Genomic DNA, 18,327 nt, shown 5'->3' with positions numbered 1-18,327 from the left:
GGCGATACTGACGGGATATCGGCATTACTATCTACAGGTTCATTTCTTATCCTGGTGGGCTGACGTTCCGATCGACCATTAGGCTGGAGTCCTCTGACAACGCTGACTTTATTCGGTTCGGAAAATGTTGATGTTTTCTGCGCATCACTTATTATTTTTTCTGGTTGTGGCACCTCCGAGGCGCGGTCCAAATTGGTTTGTTCTGGTGAGTCAGCATTACCGATTGGTGCTTCCAATTGGCCTGTGCCAACAGCTTCCAATGGTTTGACATTTTCAACAGGAGCCGCTTTTTGTGACTTAACGTTTTTGTTCACCAAGTCCAATGACGAGGCGTCTAAAGTTTCTATCTCTTCACGTAAATCCAATAAGGCCTGTCGAAGCTCCTGCCGTTGTCTAAGCAGGATTTGAATTGTATCTGTACTTGCAGCCATCAGTGCGTCCCCACTCTATTTTCATATATCTCAGAGATAGACGGTTGAGGATTGTTGCCTGTGCCATATTTCTTTGAAAAAAAAATAGAAAAAATTGGATTTGATGTACTACTTCTTCTTTTTCTTATTCAGTTTGCGCCATTTTCGGACATTGGCATTATGTTCATCCAGCGTTTTAGAAAAAGCATGTCCCCCTGTTCCATCGGCGACGAAATAAAGATCCTTGGTCTGCATTGGCTGTAAAACCGCGCGAAGGCTTTCCTCTCCTGGATTAGCAATTGGACCTTTCGGCAACCCTGATATGTAATACGTACTGTACTCATTCTCTGACGCTAGGTCTTTCTTGCTCAATGGCCGCCCCAGTTCCCGCTTGCCTTCGGTAATACCATAGACAACAGTTGGGTCTGACTGCAGTTTCATGCCCTTCCTGAGGCGATTCAAGAATACACCGGCCACATGGGGGCGCTCTGATGCCAATGCTGTTTCTTTCTCGACAATTGAAGCCAGAATGATCAATTCTTCCATAGTCTTAATTTCGGACTCCGGATCGCGCAATTTCCATGTTTCTGCAGTCAGGGCGCGCATATCTTCAGCCATCCGATTCACGAGGTCTTCCCGGCTGTCGCCCAATTGATAGTGATAGGTTTCCGGAAGGTACGCGCCTTCCGGCATGGTAATAGTAATGTCACCTACTAATCCATCAGCTTGCAAAATTAGTTCACGTATTTCTCTACTCTCCAGCCCTTCCGGAATGGTTATGCGACGTTCAACAACTTTACCGGAAACAAAAAGATTCATAAGTCCGTATCCAGATAGACTAGGAGGAACTAAATATTCCCCAGCCCGAAGACTACGCCCCATCTTTTCAACCTTGACACCAAAAACGAACGCCAAGTCATTGTTAATGAATTTTTTTTCATGAAGTTTTTTGGAGAGAGATCGTAGTCCCGTGCCTTTTTCAAGCAAAAACGTCGTTTCTACCGCGAGAGGGCCTGGAGACTTGAAAAGATGCCAGCCATAACCGGCGAGAGATGCTGCAGATAAAGCTGCAACAATAAAAAGGGCAAAGATGAAGAAGTAAACCCGCTTCATCCTGCCCTCAAAAATTCGTCATAATCAGTTAAACGCGTTTCATCACAAGGCTGGCATTCGTCCCACCAAAACCAAAGGAATTGGAAAGAACCGCATTCAGTTTCTTTTCCTGCGCAACTTTCGGCACTAAATTTAGATCGAGGCCATCAGACGGGTCATCCAAATTAAGGGTCGGAGGCAGGATACCGTGATTCATCGCCATGATGGAGAAGATGGCCTCAACACCGCCGGCGGCGCCCAGCAAATGGCCGATGGCAGATTTTGTCGAGGACATTGCAAGATTCTCAGTCGCGCTGCCAAACAACCGCTTTACTGCTCCTACCTCAATTTCATCACCAAGAGGTGTCGAAGTTCCATGAGCATTTACATACCCAATATCGTCCAGACTCAGGCCAGATTTTTTGATCGCCATTTGCATGGCCCGGTAGCCGCCATTGCCATCGCTTGCCGGTGCCGTAATATGGTGCGCGTCACCAGATAACCCATATCCAACAACTTCCGCATAAATTTTGGCGCCACGTTTTTTAGCGTGTTCATATTCTTCCAGTACGACAACGCCAGCGCCTTCCCCCATGACGAAACCATCCCGGCCCTTGTCATACGGACGGGATGCTTGTTCCGGGTTATCAGGAAATCCTTTTGACAAGGCTTTAGCTGAAGCAAAACCCGCAATACCCAATCGGCATATAGCCGCTTCGGCACCACCCGCAACCATCACATCCGCATCGTCGTCGACAATCATCCTTGCGGCATCGCCGATGGCATGTGCCCCTGTCGAGCACGCAGTAACGACAGCGTGCGCCGGTCCTTTAAAACCATGCCGGATAGAGACTTGACCAGAAACAAGGTTGATTAACGCACCCGGAATGAAAAAGGGACTGATACGGCGTGGTCCACGTTCATGCAAAATGATCGCGTTTTCTTCGATAGACGGCAAACCACCAATACCGGAACCGATGGTTACACCTGTACGACAGGCTTCTTCATCATTTTTCGGGACCCAACCGGAATCCTTGATAGCTTCTTCCGCGGCACCAATACCAAACAAAATAAAGCTATCTACTTTACGCTGCTCTTTGGGTGACAAGATATCGCCAACAATAAAAGCGTCCGGGTGATCCGGCGTTTCAGGCACTTCACAGCCGTATTTGACGGGGAGATCGGTTGTATCGATCTTCGTCAGCTGACCAGCCCCAGATTCCGAGTTAATAAGCCTTTTCCAAGTCGCTTCAACACCGTTAGCTAACGGAGTAACAAGCCCCATTCCGGTAACAACTACACGTCGCATGCCAAAACCTATCAAAAAGTTTAAGGAGAATTAATCGCTTTTATTACTATTTATTCAGCCGGTTTAGGCTGCGTCGATATGCGTAATCGCGTCTTTTACTGTCAGAATTTTTTCTGCAGCGTCATCCGGGATTTCGATGCCGAACTCTTCTTCAAAAGCCATCACAAGTTCAACAGTGTCCAAGCTGTCTGCACCTAGATCGTCAATGAAGCTAGCTTCTTCCGTTACTTTACCTTCGTCAACACCAAGATGTTCGATAACGATTTTTATTACGCGCTCGGCGGTAGTAGTCATAGCTGTTTCCTTAGATAATCCGACAGTTTAAGTAATAGTCTCTTCAATCCTTACCCCCACCAAGCTTAAATTTCAAGCAGAACAGAGGTCAATTTCGTGCGGTTTCCTAGCATACTTTGTCAATCTTGCAAAGGAAACCTGTCACAGGTAGTATTTTTCCGATTTCAGACAAGAGCATACGCACTTAGATCATGGCCATTCCACCATTCACATGCAGTGTCTGGCCCGTGACGTAGCCAGCCTCATCGGAAGCAAGATATAAAACAGCAGCAGAGATATCTCGTGGGTCCCCCAATTTACCCGCAGGTACGCCAATGAGTAGAGCTTCTTTCTGTGCGTCGGGAAGAGCATCGGTCATGGCTGTTTCAATAAATCCAGGCGCAACACAATTTACTGTAATTCCCCGACTGGCGACTTCCTGCGCCAAGGATTTCGACATACCAATCATGCCCGCTTTCGAAGCAGCGTAATTCATTTGCCCCGGATTGCCCGTGACGCCAACAATCGATGTAATTCCGATAATGCGGCCGGTGCGCCGTTTCATCATGCCCCGAAGGCTAGTTTTAGAGAGCAAAAACGCGGCTTTAAGATTAACATCCATCACCAGATCCCAATCTTCCTCTTTCATCCGCATGGCAAGGCCATCACGGGTCAGACCAGCATTATTTACAAGGATATCTACCTGGCCCATGGCCGCATCCGCGTCCTTGATCAAGTTGCCAACAGCCTCCATATCAGAAAGATTGCACGGCAACACATGGACCCGGTCCCCAAGCTCTGTGGCAACCGCCTTCAAGGCGTCTTCTCGTGTGCCTGATAAAGCGACTGTTGCTCCGGCAGCATGAAGATCTTTGGCGATTATAGCACCTAGTCCACCAGATGCCCCTGTTACAAGCGCGCATTTGCCTGTTAGATCAAACATATTTTACTCCAATTTCACAACTATCAAATCTTCAAAGGGTTGCCAAAAATGCTTCTATATCCGCAGGAGATTGAACGGCTGTTCCCGTCAACTCGCGGTTAATTCTACGTACCATGCCTGTCAGAATCTTGCCAGCGCCCAACTCAACAAGCTCTTCCACACCCTGCTCGCCCATGTACAGAACACTCTCGCGCCAGCGAACACGACCTGTAACCTGATCGACCAGCAATTGGCGGATCGTGTCCGGATCACTTACTTCTGCAGCCGTAACGTTAGCAACCAACGGCACACGAGGTGGCGCAATGGTGACTTCTGCCAGCTTTTCAGCCATCACATCTGCTGCCGGCTGCATCAATGGGCAATGAAATGGGGCGCTTACAGGTAAGAGCATCCCTCGCTTCGCGCCTTTTTCCTTGGCAATCTCAATGGCTTTTTCCACGGCACCTTTGTGGCCGCTCAGGACAACCTGTCCATCTGCGTTATCATTTGCGGTAACGCAAATCTCTCCATCAACTGCAGATTTTTCTGCCTCCGCAACGACTTCCTCAACCGGCCCGATGTTCAAGCCAAGCAAGGCGGCCATCGCCCCCACTCCAACCGGCACAGCTTGCTGCATGGCCACCCCTCTGGCTTTCAATAATATCGCCGCGTCGGAAATGGTCAGGGCGCCGGCCGCTGTCAACGCAGAATATTCTCCCAAAGAATGCCCGCCTACAAATTTTGCGGTTGTCCCTAGATCCATATTTCCTTCTTTTTCAAGGACCCGAACAACAGCGAGGCTGACAGCCATTAGTGCGGGCTGAGCATTTTCGGTTAATGTCAGCTCCTCAATCGGCCCTTCAAACATTAGCTGTGTCAGGTTTTGTCCAAGGGAATCATTGACTTCCTCGAAAACTTCGCGAGCAGCAGGGAAACTTTCCGCCAGCTCTTTTCCCATGCCAACAGATTGACTGCCTTGGCCTGGAAATACAAATGCACGTATCATATATAAGGTCCGATCTTGTTAGTTACTGAGGCACATTCATATTGCGGAAAAAATTCCTGTCAAGCCTACTTGCATATGACCGCAATGTCTGTATAGTCCGCGGCCTCAATACTCCTTGCCGACGGAGGTCGGCTAAGTTTGGTAGGTTATGGGCAACCGTAACTCCAGACATCTAGAAGCCGTAAGGAGCTTATATTAATGCCTCTATATGAGACAGTTATAATTGCGCGTCAGGATATCTCCACGCAACAAGTGGAAACTCTGACGGAACAAATGTCCGAATTCGTCACTGAAGGCGGCGGAACCGTTGCTAAAGTTGAGCATTGGGGACTTCGTAATCTTGCCTACAAAATCAAGAAAAACCGTAAAGGGCATTATGTTCTGTTGAACATTGATTCACCTGTTGCCGCAGTTAAGGAAATGGAGCGCAATCTTCTTCTCCATGAAGATATTTTGCGCCATATGACGTTGCGGGTTGAAGAATTAAACGAAAATGATTCTGTTATGCTGCAATCACGTAGTGCCCGTCCAGGTGGTCGCCGTGATCGTGAGGAACAGAATAACGACGCACCAAAAGCAGCTGCTACTGAAGAAAAAGTTGTCGCTGCAGCCGAAGAAAAAGTTGTCGCTGCAGCCGAAGAAACAGTGACTGAAGAAGTCGCAACCGTTGAAGGAGACGCATAATGGCTGACGAACAACGCCGCCCGTTTTTCCGTCGCCGGAAGACCTGTCCGTTTTCAGGCGATGGCGCACCGAAAATCGATTACAAAGACGTAAAGCTTCTGCAACGTTTCGTATCCGAACGTGGTAAAATTATGCCAAGTCGCATTACCGCTGTTTCCGCTAAGAAACAACGCGAACTTGCGAAAGCAATTAAACGTGCAAGAAACCTCGCGCTCCTGCCGTTTATTGTAGTATAGAAAGCTAAAAGCAGCGGCGACGCTACTTTTAGAATACAGCTTATGGTCAAGGAACTGGTCGTAGCCATCTCGTTGGGTATTTTAAGTACCCTGCTTCTGTCAATTTCCATCATTGGAAATGATGGTGGCGCAAACTACGGATCGGCCTTTCAATCATTGGCTTTATGGACCCTGTCTCTAGTCCCTTTGTTTATTTCGGGATTAGGGTTTGGAATTATGAGTGCAACGGCTTCGGTCATCACCGGTGCCATCGTTGCCTCTCTTGTTCTGAGTCCTGTATTTGGTTTGACATATGCCATCCTATGCGGCGCGCCGGTGCTTGTCATTGTTCGGCAAGCGTTACTGTGGCGGGGAACGGAAGAAGAGAAATTCTGGTACCCGACAGAGTATTTGTTAATCTCGTGGGTGGGTATATGTGTCGGTCTAACAATCGCGGCGATGGTCGTGGTGAATATGAACGACGAGTTGCAACAAGGCCTGATCACAGGATTTGATCAGATGTTGGTGCAACTAAAGGAATTGAAGGGTGTCAGCCCTACGTTGACCGCTGAAGAATTTGTTGCAATGATGCCGCAATTTCTGGGCCCAATGTGGGGATTGTTTGTTTTGTTAAGCGGATCTCTGGCCCAAGGGCTACTGGTTCGATTTGGAAAGAACAAACGCCCGACACCTAAACTGACGAAAATGGAGTTGCCGGTATGGTCAGCTCTGGTGTTCATCGCGGCCGTTGTGTTAAGTATCTTTCTTGACGGTATCTGGCCGATTTTGAGCGCCATTGTAATCGCATTGGAGATTGCTTTTTTCCTACAGGGAATGGCCGTTATTCATGTGGTTTCGAAAAGATGGAACGGTCGGCCCATCCTACTTGGGGCGATTTATATGGTGTTGATTATTATGTTGTGGCCATTTCTTTTGGTTACAATATTAGGATTGATGGAAAATTGGATCGGGTTCAGGCGCCGTTTTGCCGTCACCACCCACCAGGAGGAAGACTGATGGAAGTAGTATTATTAGAACGAGTTGAAAGACTTGGACAAATGGGTGACGTTGTCACCGTAAAGAACGGCTACGCTCGGAATTTTCTGTTGCCGCAGAACAAAGCTCTGCGTGCCAACAAAGATAACTTGGCGATTTTCGAAACGCAACGGGCCCAGCTCGAGGCGGACAATCTCCAGCAGAGTCAAGAAGCCAGCAAAGTTGGTGAAAAACTCGATGGTGAAACTGTCATTCTGATCCGTGCTGCCAGTGAATCTCAGCAGCTTTATGGTTCAGTTAGCACACAAGATATTGCCAAGGCTGTAACATCTGCTGGCTTTACGGTCGATCGCAAACAGATTGTCATGAACAAGGTTCTTAAAACTCTTGGCCTGCATGATATCAAAGTGCGTTTGCATCCAGAAGTAAATGTTACAGTTGTCGTAAACATCGCCCGCTCTGCCGAAGAAGCGAAAATTCAGGCCCGTGGCGAGTCTGTCGAAGATGCAGCTGAAGCCGCCCTTGATGGTCGCGATGAAGCAATCGCTGATGTCTTTGAATCAACAGCAGAAGTTGATCTGGATGATCTTCAGATAACTAATGCGGATGCAGAGACCGAAACAGACACAAGCGAAGGCGAAGAAAAAGCCTAATCATCCTCTTGGTGATAGCAACGGAACAGTAGGCGGGGTCCAATCGGGCGCCGCCTATTTCTTTTTTTGTGTTTCAGAAATATGCTCGATATTAACAGGCTGTGGATAAAAATTTTCCACAGCTAATCAAGTCAATAAAATCAGATTATGAATGAACATAATACCGCCTTGTGATAGGATCCCGCTATGGAAACGGTATTAGTCAGTGAAGAGCGATCAGAAGACGGATCAGATGGGTCCCTCGCCTATCGTTCCGCCCCTCATAACATTGAAGCAGAACAGGATCTTATTGGCGCTATCCTTGTCAATAACGAGGCGGCGGCCAAAGTTACTGGCTTCTTGACGCCCGAACATTTCTCCGAAGATGTGCACAGACGTATTTATGATGCCGCGACAATTTTGATCGAACGGGGTGAAATTGCTGACCCCGTCACTTTAAAATCCTATTTCGATAACGATTCTGCTTTGGCAGATATTGGAGGCTCGCAATATCTGGCGCGCCTTGCCGCCTCCGCAACAACGATAATCAATGCCGAAAATTACGGCCGGTTGATTTATGATCTGGCCATGCGCCGGGAACTCATCCTGTTGGGCGAAGATATCGTCAATACGGCATATGATTCCGATCTTGAAGAAACGTCACAGTCGCAAATCGAAGAAGCCGAGAAAAAACTCTTTTCCTTGGCAGAGAATGGCGCGCATGAAGGCTCTTTATTGCCGGTGAAGATTGCCGTTGGAGAAGCTTTAAAATCGATTGAGGAAGCTTTCCACCGGGATGGTAATCTTGTCGGCGTGACCACCGGTTTGAAAGATATGGATGGTAAACTCGGCGGCCTGCATAGTTCCGACCTTCTCATTCTGGCGGGTCGGCCCTCAATGGGCAAAACATCACTGGCAACAAATATTGCCTACAACGCAGCAAAAGCACATCACCGGACAGGCGGCAAGGAAGGCGCCGCTGTCGGTTTCTTCTCGCTTGAGATGGCGGCGGAACAACTTGTCGGTCGTATTCTTGCAGAAGCCACGGAAATAAGTTCAGAAAAACTCCGTCGCGGCGATTTAAGCGATGACGAATTTGCGAATAAACTGGTTCCACAAAGTGCATTATTGTCCGAACTACCGCTTTACATAGATGATACGCCTGCCCTGTCCATCGCCGCCATGCGAACGCGCGCGCGGCGACTGAAACGAAGCCATGGATTGGGATTAATTGTTGTCGATTACCTTCAGTTGATGAAGGGTTCAGGACGGCGCAGTGAAAACCGGGTCCAGGAAATCTCGGAAGTTACACAGGGCTTGAAAGCCATCGCCAAGGAGTTGAATATACCTGTTATTGCTTTGTCACAGCTTAGCCGGCAAGTAGAAAATCGGGACGATAAAAGGCCTCAGCTCTCAGATTTACGTGAATCTGGCTCTATCGAGCAGGATTCAGATGTGGTGATGTTCGTCTACCGGGAATCATATTACGAAGAGCGCAAAGAGCCCTCTGAGGGCACGCCGGAGCATGCCGAGTGGCAGGAAAAAATGGGCCGTCTGCATAACATGGCAGAAGTGATCATTGGCAAGCAGCGGCACGGTCCGATCGGAATTATCAAATTGCACTTCAAACCGGAATTCACCCGGTTTGGCGATTATATCTCCGATGATTATTTACCTGAGCACCATTAGGAAGCGGCCGCGTTTATGGATCCTAGACTTGCCGGCGCCCATTTGACTATAGATCTGGGTGCTCTTCAGGAAAATTACCGCATACTGCAAAATGAGACAGCGCCGGCGCGATGCGGTGCGTCTGTGAAAGCCAATGCGTATGGCCTGGGTATCGAGAAAGTCGCCCCTGCCCTGGCGGAAGTAGGATGTACTGAATTTTTTGTTGCCTTGCCGGGAGAAGGCCTCACGCTACGCAATTGTTTGCCAGAGGCGACAATCTACGTTCTCTCCGGATTGATGGTGAACGCGGAACCAGCTTACCTGGAACATCATCTATTTCCGGTTCTCAATACGCTGGATGAACTGCGAAGTTGGTCAGATTATGCCCGTGATCACGGGCCTTTAAGGGCGGCAATTCATCTCGATACAGGAATAACAAGGCTGGGATTCTTGGAACAAGAGATCCATGATCTTGCGGCGGAGCCATCGCTACTCGATAATCTGAAAATTGATTATGTCATGAGTCATCTGGCCTGCGCCGATGATCCGGATCATCCCCTTAACAAACAACAGCTGGATTGCCTGCATTACTTTAAAACATTGTTGCCGGCAGCTTTGCAAGATACGCCTGTTTCCTTCGCCAATTCCGCCGGCATTTTTCTGGGCCCCGACTTTCATTTCGATCTGGCGCGGCCCGGCATTGCCTTATTTGGCGGCAATCCAACAGGCCGCGCGCCAAACCCGATGCGGGAAGTCGTTCAATTACAGGGGAAAATCCTGCAAGTTCAGGACGTTGACAGTCAATTTCACGTTGGCTATGGTGCGACATACCGGACAGAAGATGTGAGCCGGATTGCCACGGTTTCAGTAGGCTATGCGGATGGTTATATACGAGCACTTGGCAATAAAGCAGAATGTGCGATAAAGAACAATAAAGTACCGGTCATAGGGCGCGTCTCGATGGACATAATTACAATCGACGTCAGTAACATCCCACAACATGAATGTGTCGCTGGAAGTTTTGTTGATCTGATTGGTGGCGCGGTGCCATTGGATGAAGTAGCGGCACATGCCAATACAATTCCATATGAAATACTTACCTCTCTCGGGAATAGATACTCTCGGGAATATTTGGAACCGGCGGACAAGTAATATGGAATGGAATTTTTTTGCGGCGATCGGCCGTGTCTTCATCTCCTTTATGGCAGCCGTTGGCCGGATTACGAAATTTACAGCCATTAGCCTGCGGCATTGTATCGTCCCACCTTTTTATCTGTCGCTGTTTTTGCGGCAGCTTATGAACATCGGTTATTATTCCCTGCCGGTCGTCGGGATGACAGCCCTGTTCACAGGTATGGTTCTGGCGTTGCAAATTTACGATGGCTCTTCGCGTTTTAATGCGGAAAGCGCCGTCCCGACGATTGTTGTTATTGGGTTGACCCGGGAACTGTCGCCGGTCCTCAGCGGTCTAATGGTCGCCGGGCGCGTTGGCGCCGCGATTGCCGCGGAAATCGGCACCATGCGTGTGACAGAGCAAATTGATGCCTTGTCTACCTTATCGACAAACCCGTTTAAATACCTTGTGACCCCGCGCATTCTGGCTGCGGTGATTACGTTGCCCTTCCTGGTTTTGCTGGGCGATATCATTGGCGTTGCCGGTGGCTTCCTGGTCGCAACAGAGTCTCTGGGCTTCAATCCCGGTAACTATCTGACAAACACCTTCGAATTCCTGCAGGTTCGCGACGTTGTTTCCGGTTTGATCAAAGCGGCTGTCTTTGGATTTATTGTCGCATTGATGGGGTGCTATCACGGATTTAATTCGGTTGGTGGCGCACAAGGCGTTGGTAAGGCGACAACCAATGCCGTGGTCTCTTCTTTCGTTCTGATCCTGATAAGTGATTACTTCCTCACCGTAATGCTCACCATTCAACCATGACTGCAACGCCAAAAATCGAGTTAAGAAAAGTATGCAAGGCCTTCGGCAGTAAAGTTATTCTGGCGGACCTCGACCTGAGCATCAAGGAAGGCGAATCCCTGGTGGTCATCGGCGGTTCGGGAACGGGCAAATCAGTGATGCTGAAATGCATTCTCGGGCTGCTGGAGCCGGATAGCGGCGATATTCTCATTGATGGAAAATCGGTAATCGGCTTGTCGTCCAAGGCGCGAGAAAAAGTGCTTTTGAAAACAGGCATGCTCTTTCAATATGCCGCTTTGTTTGACAGCCTGCCGGTCTGGGAAAATGTAGCCTTTGGACTGCTTCAAGCCCACGGTATGCCGCGGAAAGAAGCCAAAAAAATAGCCATAGAGAAACTCAGCCTTGTGGGTCTGGGCCCGGATATGGCGGATCGAAATCCCTCGGAAATGTCCGTTGGTATGCAAAAGCGCGTTGGCCTCGCCCGGGCCATTGCCGCGGATCCAGAAATCATTTTTTTCGATGAACCTACCACAGGCCTCGACCCTATTATGGGCGATGTCATTGACAGCCTGATCCGTGACTGTACCCGACGTCTCGGCGCAACAACGCTGACCATATCCCACGATATGGATAGTGCGCAGGTTATTGGCGACACAATCGCGTTGCTCTATAAAGGAAACGTCGTCTGGTCCGGACCCGCAGATACCATCAATACTTGCGGCAACCCCTATGTTGAACAGTTTGTTCGGGGTGACATTGACGGACCCATAAAACTGGAAATCTTGAAACCATAACCTGCGACGGACATATTTTTGGTTTCGGCCAAAACCACGATTAACTGGAATGAACCATGGCGCGAACTGCCGAACAATTCACCTGCCAATCCTGCGGCGAAGTACATCGCAAATGGCAAGGCCGTTGTGATGCCTGCGGGGAGTGGAATTCGCTATTAGAAGGCTTGACCGAGGCAGCCGTACCCAGCGGCCTGTCGACGGGAAAAGGCCAGAAAATCGAATTTACCGCCCTCGATACCGACACCAGCGACCATACCCGGACATTCAGTGAACTTAGTGAACTCGACCGGGTTCTGGGCGGCGGATTTGTCTCCGGTTCGTCCATCTTGATTGGTGGTGATCCGGGTATTGGTAAATCAACACTGCTGTTGCAAGCAGTTGGGCACATGGCTCTAAAGGGCCAACCCTGCACCTATATTTCCGGCGAAGAAGCCACCCAACAGATATCCATGCGAGCAAGACGGCTAGGGCTTTCAGATGCGCCGGTGCAGCTGGCATCGGCCAACTCGCTCCGGGATATCATTACCAGCCTTGAAAAATCACCGACGCCGAAATTGCTGGTCATTGATTCTATCCAAACCGTGTTCGCGGACAATTTGTCCAGTGCCCCGGGTACGGTCGCGCAAGTCCGGGCCTGCGCCCAGGAACTGATCCGCTACGCCCGCAAATCCGGTTGCAGTGTCATCCTAGTCGGGCATGTCACCAAAGACGGCCAGATCGCTGGCCCTCGGGTTCTGGAGCATATGGTGGATACGGTCCTGTATTTTGAAGGGGATCGTGGCCATCAGTTCAGGATCTTGCGCGCTGTTAAGAATCGCTTTGGGGCCACTGACGAAATTGGTGTGTTCGAAATGACAGATGCAGGCCTGCAAGAAGTTGCCAATCCCTCTTCGCTTTTCTTGAGCAATCCAGACAAGGCCATTAGCGGTGCGTCGGTCTTCGCGGGTATGGAAGGCACGCGCCCCCTGCTTGTGGAAATTCAGGGGCTGGTGGCAACCACCCCACAAGCAACCCCGCGCCGGGCCGTTGTTGGCTGGGATTCCAATCGGTTAGCAATGATTCTTGCGGTGCTGGATGCGCGGTGTGGACTGTCTTTTACCGGAAGTGAAGTCTATCTCAATGTGGCGGGCGGGCTGCGAGTGAACGAACCCGCGGCTGATCTGGCCGTTGTTGCGGCCTTGGTTTCCTCGATTTCTGATATCCCTGTTCCCGAAAGCAGCTTGTTTTTTGGTGAAATCGGACTCTCCGGTGAAATTAGGGCTGTCGGTCAGGCCGATGCTCGGTTAAAAGAGGCGGCGAAACTCGGATTTACAACAGCCATTATTCCTGCTGGCAGCAAGATCAAAGATACGTCCATGAAAATTATTGAAGTGGAACATCTGCGGGAAATTGTTAGTCTGTTTACACAATCGCAACCCGTGACCCAAGTTGTTTAAAGGGGTATAGAGAGCTTTATGGAAGACTTCCCCATACAAAGTGCCGATGCGATTATCCTCGTGATACTCCTGATTTCGGCAATTTTTGGCTTTGTGCGCGGCTTTGTGAAAGAAACCCTGGCCATCGCAGGCTGGGTTGGCGCCACTTTTATCACGCTTTATGCTTTCCCGCTGCTCCAACCCATTGCCCGTGAATTTATCGTCAATCTGTTGATCGCGGATATCCTCACCGGTGCCGTTGTGTTTGTCCTGTCTCTGGTGATCTTGTCCTATTTCAGCCACGCCATATCGGAAAAGGTGAAAGCCTCCAGTCTCGGCGCTCTCGATCGCTCGCTTGGAATATTTTTTGGCATCGCCCGCGGCTTCCTGTTGCTGGGCATCGCCTGGCTGATCTTTGTTCAGTTTATCCCCGAAGATGACCGGCCCGAATGGGTGTTGAATGCCAAGATGCTGCCTATTGTGTCAGCCAGCGGTTCGTTTGTTGCCAGATTGTTGCCCCCGGACATGCAGGAAAATCTGAATATCACGCGGGCTTCAGATCAGGACACTCTTAAAAACCTCAAAGAAAAATATGATGAATTGCCTGATGCGGTAAAAGACGGCATAAAGACCAACGTCGATGATGCGACAAAAATCATCGACAAAGGCTATGATGATCGATCGCGACAACAGATGGAAAATCTTACCAAAAGTACGCAGGAAAATCCCAAATGACGGACAGCCATATAGTTGACGATCTGTGCAATCCCTTCGACGATGACAAACTTCATGAAGAATGTGGTGTTTTTGGGATTTATGGCCACGGAGAGGCAGCCGCCCTCGCCGCACTTGGTTTGCATGCACTTCAACACCGCGGACAAGAAGCCGCCGGCATCGTCAGCCTTGACGGGCGACATTTCCATAGCCACAAAGCCATGGGCAAGGTCGGTGACAATTTCTCATCCGAAGAGGTGATCGGCGGCCTGAAAGGCGAAGCAGCCCTTGGCCATAACCGATACGCCACGACCGGCGGCTCTGTCCTACGGAATATCCAGCCAATTTTTGCCGATCTGGCCAATGGCGGACTTGCCGTCGCCCATAACGGCAACCTGACCAACGCATCAACGCTTCGTAAGCAACTGGTGACAGAAGGCAGCATTTTCCAGTCAACCACCGATACGGAAGTCATTATCCATCTGGTTGCTAACAGTAAGAAAATAAAGATCGTCGATTGCATGATCGATGCCATGTCCAAGATTATCGGAGCCTATTCTCTGGTCTCCCTGACCAGCAAGAAGATGGTCGGCATTCGTGACCCCTTTGGTGTCCGCCCACTGGTTTTGGGTAAATTGGATAATGCCTATATCCTGACATCGGAAAGCTGTGCGCTCGATATCATTGGTGCGGATTTTATCCGGGATGTGGAGCCCGGCGAGGTGATTGTTGTCGATAAAAACGGATTAACCTCCCTCTTCCCCTTTTCGACACCGCCAAAACGCTTCTGTATTTTCGAACATATCTATTTTGCCCGCCCGGACAGCGTCGTCGAGAAACGATCTGTCTATGATGTCCGTAAAGATATCGGCCAGCAGCTAGCTGTCGAGTATCCGGTGGATGCGGATCTGGTTATCCCGGTTCCTGATTCTGGAACGCCGGCGGCCATCGGCTATGCCGAACAAAGCGGCATCCAGTTCGATTTGGGAATTATTCGAAACCATTATGTCGGTCGAACTTTTATCGAACCAACAGATCAGATTCGTCATTTGGGCGTTAAGCTCAAGCTCAACGCAAACCGGGCCCTGATCAAAGGCAAGCGAGTTATTCTGGTCGATGATTCCATTGTTCGCGGCACCACTTCAACCAAGATAGTGCAAATGATGCGCGAAGCCGGCGCGACCGAAGTGCATATGCGCATCGCCAGCCCGCCAACAACCAATTCCTGCTTCTATGGCGTGGATACACCCAGCCGTAATAAGTTGCTGGCCGCCCAATATGACATTGAAGAAATGTGCAAGTTTATTGGCGCCGACAGCCTCAACTTTGTCTCCATAAATGGCCTGTATGTAGCGATGGGTGAGCTTGAACGCAATTCCGAACAGCCGCAATATTGCGACGCTTGCTTTACCGGCGACTATCCAATAGAGCTGGTCGACCAGGAAAGTGGGATGGCGGCAGAGCTTACGCTTCTGTCCGAGCATTCTTGAAATCGGCACCATTTAACCAGTTAATCCTCGTAGATAACGGAATAGAGTATGTCCGCTAAATTAAAAGATAAAGTTGCACTGATTACCGGTGCATCCCGCGGTATTGGAGCCGCCGTCGCCACGCGCTTCGCCGCAGAAGGTGCGCATGTCATTCTCGTCGCTCGTTCCGTCGGCGGATTGGAAGAAGTGGACGATGCTATTCAGGCCGTTGGCGGTAGCGCCACTCTTGTGCCATTGGATTTGCTCGACACCGCGGCCATCGATGGTCTTGCCGCCCCGCTGCTTGAGCGTTGGGGCAAGCTGGACATTCTGATTGGCAATGCGGGCATGCTCGGAAAGCTTATGCCCATACAACAATATGTCCCGGCCCTGTGGGAGGATGTTTTTAAATTAAATGTTCATGCCAATTGGCGATTAATCCGCGCACTTGATCCGCTGTTGCGGCAAAGTGATGCAGGTCGCGCCCTGTTTGTCACCGCCAGCGCGGCAAAAGAGCATAAACAATTCTGGAGTGCTTATTCTGCCAGCAAAGCGGCCCTAGAAGCTCTGGTCGAAACCTACGCCGCTGAAACTGCGAAAACAAAATTGCGGGTTAATCTCATTGACCCTGGACCGACCCGCAGCAAGTTACGATTGATGGCCTATCCCGGTGAAGACGACAGCGTCTTACCGGCAGCGGAAGATCATGCGGATCTCTTTTTGCAGACGATCTTGCAAGGACAGGATGTCCATGGAACGCGCATAGAAGCCTAGCCTCAGGTCTCATTGATTGGCCCGGAGTTATGAAGTGTAGTCGCTCAGGTCTTCTGGTGCATGAAGCAGTGTGCCGTCATACTTCGGAAGATCGTCCTCGATGTGAAGCCAGGGTAGTTTGTTCTCATAATTTACGTGGAATTCAGGCTTGAATTCCAATGGGTTTTCCATAGAGGCTGCATAAAGATGCATTCCTCCTGCATAGTGATCTGCTTCGAATCCAATGGGAGACCCACAATCCTTGCAGAAATGCCGAAAGACGCCTTGTGAACTTTCCAACGTTCTCGGCGCATTTCCTAACCACTTGAAATTTTTGATCGGCACGCCAAGCCATGCGACCACCGGTGAGGCGCAATTACGGCGACAGTCGTCGCAATGACAGTAGCAGGCCCAAGTTACCTCGCCTGCATACTCCCACTTCGTTTTTTTGCATAGACAATGGCCGCGTGTTGTCATTTGTTCTTCCAGTTTTCTTAGCGAGTGAGCAACACGTCGGATTGAGGTTTCGAATTCCCTGTATCTGAGTTAATTACATTTTAAGTTCACAGACTGGCGTGAATTGGACTGATTACCTCTCGAATGCGACACAGCCGGAACATGAATATTGGGTTTGGATACGTCGCTCGCTACAGCATCAGAAATTGATCGCTTTGCGCACAGAGCAGTCGTTAAATCCTACTGAATGAATGGTGGCTGAGCCTAGTCTTTATCCACATAAGGATTTTTACCGGTTCGGGTATAGAGCCGGATCGGAACTGCAGGCCACTCGAAATCTTGCCGCATGCCATTAACCAGATAGCGGATATAAGATTCCGGCAGCTCACCGCGTGACGACATAAAGAGCGAGAAGGTCGGCGGTCGTGCTTTAACTTGCGTTATATACCGAACTTTCAGTCGGCGGCCTTTGGCCATTGGCGGTGGATGCTGTTCCAGCATAATCTCAAGCCAACGGTTCAACCGTGAGGTTGGTACCCGCTTGTTCCAGAGCCCATAAACTTCGAGTACCGTCGGCAACAGTTTCTCCACACCGCGCCCGGTCAGGGCCGAAAGGGTCACGACGGGGATTCCCTTGACTTGTGGCAGGGATATAGACAGACGGTCGCGGATCAGCTTCATGGTACCCGGACGGTCCTTGACTGTGTCCCACTTATTGACTGCCAGAACCAGAGCCCGGCCCTCCTCGATCACGTGGGAGGCAATGGTCAGATCCTGTTTCTCAAAGGTCTCTTCCGCATCGATCAGCAGGACCACAATCTCCGCCATCTTGATCACCCGCAAGCTGTCGGCAACTGAAAGTTTTTCCAGTTTCTTCTGAACCCGGGCGCGCCGTCGCAGCCCCGCAGTATCGACAAGCTTGATAGGCTGGCCTTCAAATTCCCATTCGACGGCAATCGCATCCCGCGTCACACCTGCTTCCGGGCCGGTCAACATGCGATCTTCGCCAATCAGATGATTGACCAAGGTGGATTTACCGGCGTTTGGACGGCCAACAATCGCCAGCTGCAAGGGACGCGTTTCTTCACCGTCCGGATTGTCGTCATCGGTTTTTTCAAAAGGCAGCAGGGCATCAAACAGCTCACCCATGCCTTCGCCATGTTCTGCCGACAGAGAAATTGGCTCACCAAGACCCAGACCAAAACTTTCGTACAGGCCCGTCGCACCGCTTTTGCCTTCGCATTTATTGGCCAGCAGAATGACCGGTATTTTTATCTTGCGCAACCAATTGGCGAAATGCTTATCGAGCGGCGTGACACCAGCCCGGGCGTCGATCAACATCAACGCAACATCCGCTTCGTCCAGAGCAATTTCTGTCTGCCGGCGCATCCGCCCTTCCAGACTGTCATCGAAGCTTTCCTCGAGGCCAGCCGTATCAACGATTTTGAATTTAAGCGAGCCGATACGCGCATCGCCTTCACGGCGGTCGCGGGTGACCCCCGGCGTGTCATCGACAAGCGCCAGCTTCTTGCCCACCAATCGGTTGAACAGGGTCGATTTTCCGACATTCGGGCGGCCAATTATTGCTACAGTAAACGACATTT

At 50.1% G+C, this 18,327-nt stretch carries 20 protein-coding genes; 12 read left to right on the top strand and 8 right to left on the bottom strand.

Going from position 1 to position 18,327, the window contains the following annotated elements:
- From V7723_RS04210 to fabD, 6 genes are all read right to left on the bottom strand, one after another.
- Positions 1 to 431: hypothetical protein (locus V7723_RS04210; protein WP_335683183.1), on the bottom strand; the 431-nt coding region annotated here is incomplete at its 3' end.
- Positions 432 to 539: 108 nt separating this feature from the next.
- Complete coding sequence (gene mltG / locus V7723_RS04205; protein WP_335683182.1) at positions 540 to 1,523, bottom strand: endolytic transglycosylase MltG; 984 nt, start codon at positions 1,521 to 1,523, stop codon at positions 540 to 542.
- A gap of 28 nt (positions 1,524 to 1,551) precedes the next feature.
- On the bottom strand, positions 1,552 to 2,811 hold the full coding sequence (gene fabF, locus V7723_RS04200) for a beta-ketoacyl-ACP synthase II (RefSeq protein WP_335683181.1): 1,260 nt from the start codon (positions 2,809 to 2,811) through the stop codon (positions 1,552 to 1,554).
- A gap of 63 nt (positions 2,812 to 2,874) precedes the next feature.
- Entirely contained in the window at positions 2,875 to 3,105 is a 231-nt protein-coding gene (locus tag V7723_RS04195) for an acyl carrier protein (RefSeq protein WP_251932777.1), read from the bottom strand.
- 184 nt (positions 3,106 to 3,289) lie between these two features.
- Positions 3,290 to 4,027: a 3-oxoacyl-[acyl-carrier-protein] reductase gene (fabG, locus tag V7723_RS04190; protein ID WP_335683180.1), complete on the bottom strand. Its 738-nt coding sequence runs from the start codon at positions 4,025 to 4,027 to the stop codon at positions 3,290 to 3,292.
- A gap of 31 nt (positions 4,028 to 4,058) precedes the next feature.
- Positions 4,059 to 5,012 carry an ACP S-malonyltransferase gene (gene fabD / locus V7723_RS04185; RefSeq protein WP_335683179.1) on the bottom strand — a complete coding sequence of 318 codons (954 nt, stop codon included), beginning with the start codon at positions 5,010 to 5,012 and terminating at the stop codon, positions 4,059 to 4,061.
- A 198-nt stretch (positions 5,013 to 5,210) separates the two neighbouring features.
- Between fabD and rpsF the strand changes: the two genes are divergently transcribed.
- The 12 genes from rpsF (at position 5,211) to V7723_RS04125 (ending at position 16,288) form a co-directional block, all read left to right on the top strand.
- Entirely contained in the window at positions 5,211 to 5,696 is a 486-nt protein-coding gene (rpsF, locus tag V7723_RS04180; RefSeq protein WP_335683178.1) for a 30S ribosomal protein S6, read from the top strand.
- Entirely contained in the window at positions 5,696 to 5,932 is a 237-nt protein-coding gene (gene rpsR / locus V7723_RS04175; RefSeq protein WP_335683177.1) for a 30S ribosomal protein S18, read from the top strand. The genes rpsF and rpsR overlap by 1 nt, the downstream gene beginning before the upstream one ends.
- A 42-nt stretch (positions 5,933 to 5,974) precedes the next feature.
- Positions 5,975 to 6,928 (top strand): DUF2232 domain-containing protein, encoded by a 954-nt coding sequence (locus V7723_RS04170; protein WP_335683176.1) that lies wholly within the window; start codon positions 5,975 to 5,977, stop codon positions 6,926 to 6,928.
- Positions 6,928 to 7,560: a 50S ribosomal protein L9 gene (gene rplI, locus V7723_RS04165; protein WP_335683175.1), complete on the top strand. Its 633-nt coding sequence runs from the start codon at positions 6,928 to 6,930 to the stop codon at positions 7,558 to 7,560. The genes V7723_RS04170 and rplI overlap by 1 nt, the downstream gene beginning before the upstream one ends.
- 186 nt (positions 7,561 to 7,746) lie before the next feature.
- On the top strand, positions 7,747 to 9,228 hold the full coding sequence (locus tag V7723_RS04160) for a replicative DNA helicase (protein ID WP_335683174.1): 1,482 nt from the start codon (positions 7,747 to 7,749) through the stop codon (positions 9,226 to 9,228).
- Between the two features lie 15 nt (positions 9,229 to 9,243).
- Positions 9,244 to 10,359 carry an alanine racemase gene (gene alr, locus V7723_RS04155; protein ID WP_335683173.1) on the top strand — a complete coding sequence of 372 codons (1,116 nt, stop codon included), beginning with the start codon at positions 9,244 to 9,246 and terminating at the stop codon, positions 10,357 to 10,359.
- Position 10,360: 1 nt separating this feature from the next.
- Positions 10,361 to 11,143, top strand: coding sequence for an MlaE family ABC transporter permease (locus V7723_RS04150; protein ID WP_335683172.1), 783 nt, complete (start codon positions 10,361 to 10,363; stop codon positions 11,141 to 11,143).
- On the top strand, positions 11,140 to 11,916 hold the full coding sequence (locus tag V7723_RS04145) for an ABC transporter ATP-binding protein (RefSeq protein WP_335683171.1): 777 nt from the start codon (positions 11,140 to 11,142) through the stop codon (positions 11,914 to 11,916). Before V7723_RS04150 ends, V7723_RS04145 begins: the two co-directional genes overlap by 4 nt.
- Positions 11,917 to 11,972: 56 nt before the next feature.
- Entirely contained in the window at positions 11,973 to 13,352 is a 1,380-nt protein-coding gene (gene radA / locus V7723_RS04140; protein WP_335683170.1) for a DNA repair protein RadA, read from the top strand.
- 18 nt (positions 13,353 to 13,370) lie between these two features.
- The gene (locus V7723_RS04135; RefSeq protein ID WP_335683169.1) at positions 13,371 to 14,066 is read left to right on the top strand and encodes a CvpA family protein; all 696 of its coding nucleotides are present in this window, start codon (positions 13,371 to 13,373) and stop codon (positions 14,064 to 14,066) included.
- Positions 14,063 to 15,535 (top strand): amidophosphoribosyltransferase, encoded by a 1,473-nt coding sequence (gene purF / locus V7723_RS04130; RefSeq protein ID WP_335683168.1) that lies wholly within the window; start codon positions 14,063 to 14,065, stop codon positions 15,533 to 15,535. Before V7723_RS04135 ends, purF begins: the two co-directional genes overlap by 4 nt.
- 48 nt (positions 15,536 to 15,583) lie before the next feature.
- Complete coding sequence (locus V7723_RS04125; RefSeq protein ID WP_335683167.1) at positions 15,584 to 16,288, top strand: SDR family NAD(P)-dependent oxidoreductase; 705 nt, start codon at positions 15,584 to 15,586, stop codon at positions 16,286 to 16,288.
- A gap of 27 nt (positions 16,289 to 16,315) precedes the next feature.
- Here V7723_RS04125 and V7723_RS04120 read toward each other — a convergent pair whose 3' ends face one another.
- Together V7723_RS04120 and der are read right to left on the bottom strand one after the other, a co-directional pair.
- Positions 16,316 to 16,744 carry a GFA family protein gene (locus V7723_RS04120; protein WP_335683166.1) on the bottom strand — a complete coding sequence of 143 codons (429 nt, stop codon included), beginning with the start codon at positions 16,742 to 16,744 and terminating at the stop codon, positions 16,316 to 16,318.
- A gap of 243 nt (positions 16,745 to 16,987) precedes the next feature.
- Complete coding sequence (gene der / locus V7723_RS04115) at positions 16,988 to 18,325, bottom strand: ribosome biogenesis GTPase Der (protein WP_335683165.1); 1,338 nt, start codon at positions 18,323 to 18,325, stop codon at positions 16,988 to 16,990.
- Positions 18,326 to 18,327: the final 2 nt, after the last annotated feature.

It is taken from the genome of Sneathiella sp., from assembly GCF_036960985.1.
GTDB lineage: Bacteria > Pseudomonadota > Alphaproteobacteria > Sneathiellales > Sneathiellaceae > Sneathiella.
The sequence above is the reverse complement of the archived record's forward strand: the minus strand, read 5'-3'. Positions and strand labels throughout refer to the sequence as shown.

Excerpts from the sequence above, each read along its gene's own strand:
- rpsF (WP_335683178.1), top strand. The coding sequence starts at position 5,211 with ATGCCTCTATATGAGACAGTTATAATTGCGCGTCAGGATATCTCCACG.
- V7723_RS04150 (WP_335683172.1), top strand. The coding sequence starts at position 10,361 with ATGGAATGGAATTTTTTTGCGGCGATCGGCCGTGTCTTCATCTCCTTT.
- rplI (WP_335683175.1), top strand. The coding sequence starts at position 6,928 with ATGGAAGTAGTATTATTAGAACGAGTTGAAAGACTTGGACAAATGGGT.
- alr (WP_335683173.1), top strand. The coding sequence starts at position 9,244 with ATGGATCCTAGACTTGCCGGCGCCCATTTGACTATAGATCTGGGTGCT.
- V7723_RS04160 (WP_335683174.1), top strand. The coding sequence starts at position 7,747 with ATGGAAACGGTATTAGTCAGTGAAGAGCGATCAGAAGACGGATCAGAT.
- V7723_RS04195 (WP_251932777.1), bottom strand. The coding sequence starts at position 3,105 with ATGACTACTACCGCCGAGCGCGTAATAAAAATCGTTATCGAACATCTT.
- der (WP_335683165.1), bottom strand. The coding sequence starts at position 18,325 with ATGTCGTTTACTGTAGCAATAATTGGCCGCCCGAATGTCGGAAAATCG.
- purF (WP_335683168.1), top strand. The coding sequence starts at position 14,063 with ATGACGGACAGCCATATAGTTGACGATCTGTGCAATCCCTTCGACGAT.
- radA (WP_335683170.1), top strand. The coding sequence starts at position 11,973 with ATGGCGCGAACTGCCGAACAATTCACCTGCCAATCCTGCGGCGAAGTA.
- rpsR (WP_335683177.1), top strand. The coding sequence starts at position 5,696 with ATGGCTGACGAACAACGCCGCCCGTTTTTCCGTCGCCGGAAGACCTGT.
- V7723_RS04135 (WP_335683169.1), top strand. The coding sequence starts at position 13,371 with ATGGAAGACTTCCCCATACAAAGTGCCGATGCGATTATCCTCGTGATA.
- fabG (WP_335683180.1), bottom strand. The coding sequence starts at position 4,027 with ATGTTTGATCTAACAGGCAAATGCGCGCTTGTAACAGGGGCATCTGGT.
- fabF (WP_335683181.1), bottom strand. The coding sequence starts at position 2,811 with ATGCGACGTGTAGTTGTTACCGGAATGGGGCTTGTTACTCCGTTAGCT.
- V7723_RS04145 (WP_335683171.1), top strand. The coding sequence starts at position 11,140 with ATGACTGCAACGCCAAAAATCGAGTTAAGAAAAGTATGCAAGGCCTTC.
- V7723_RS04120 (WP_335683166.1), bottom strand. The coding sequence starts at position 16,744 with ATGACAACACGCGGCCATTGTCTATGCAAAAAAACGAAGTGGGAGTAT.
- V7723_RS04170 (WP_335683176.1), top strand. The coding sequence starts at position 5,975 with ATGGTCAAGGAACTGGTCGTAGCCATCTCGTTGGGTATTTTAAGTACC.
- fabD (WP_335683179.1), bottom strand. The coding sequence starts at position 5,012 with ATGATACGTGCATTTGTATTTCCAGGCCAAGGCAGTCAATCTGTTGGC.
- mltG (WP_335683182.1), bottom strand. The coding sequence starts at position 1,523 with ATGAAGCGGGTTTACTTCTTCATCTTTGCCCTTTTTATTGTTGCAGCT.
- V7723_RS04125 (WP_335683167.1), top strand. The coding sequence starts at position 15,584 with ATGTCCGCTAAATTAAAAGATAAAGTTGCACTGATTACCGGTGCATCC.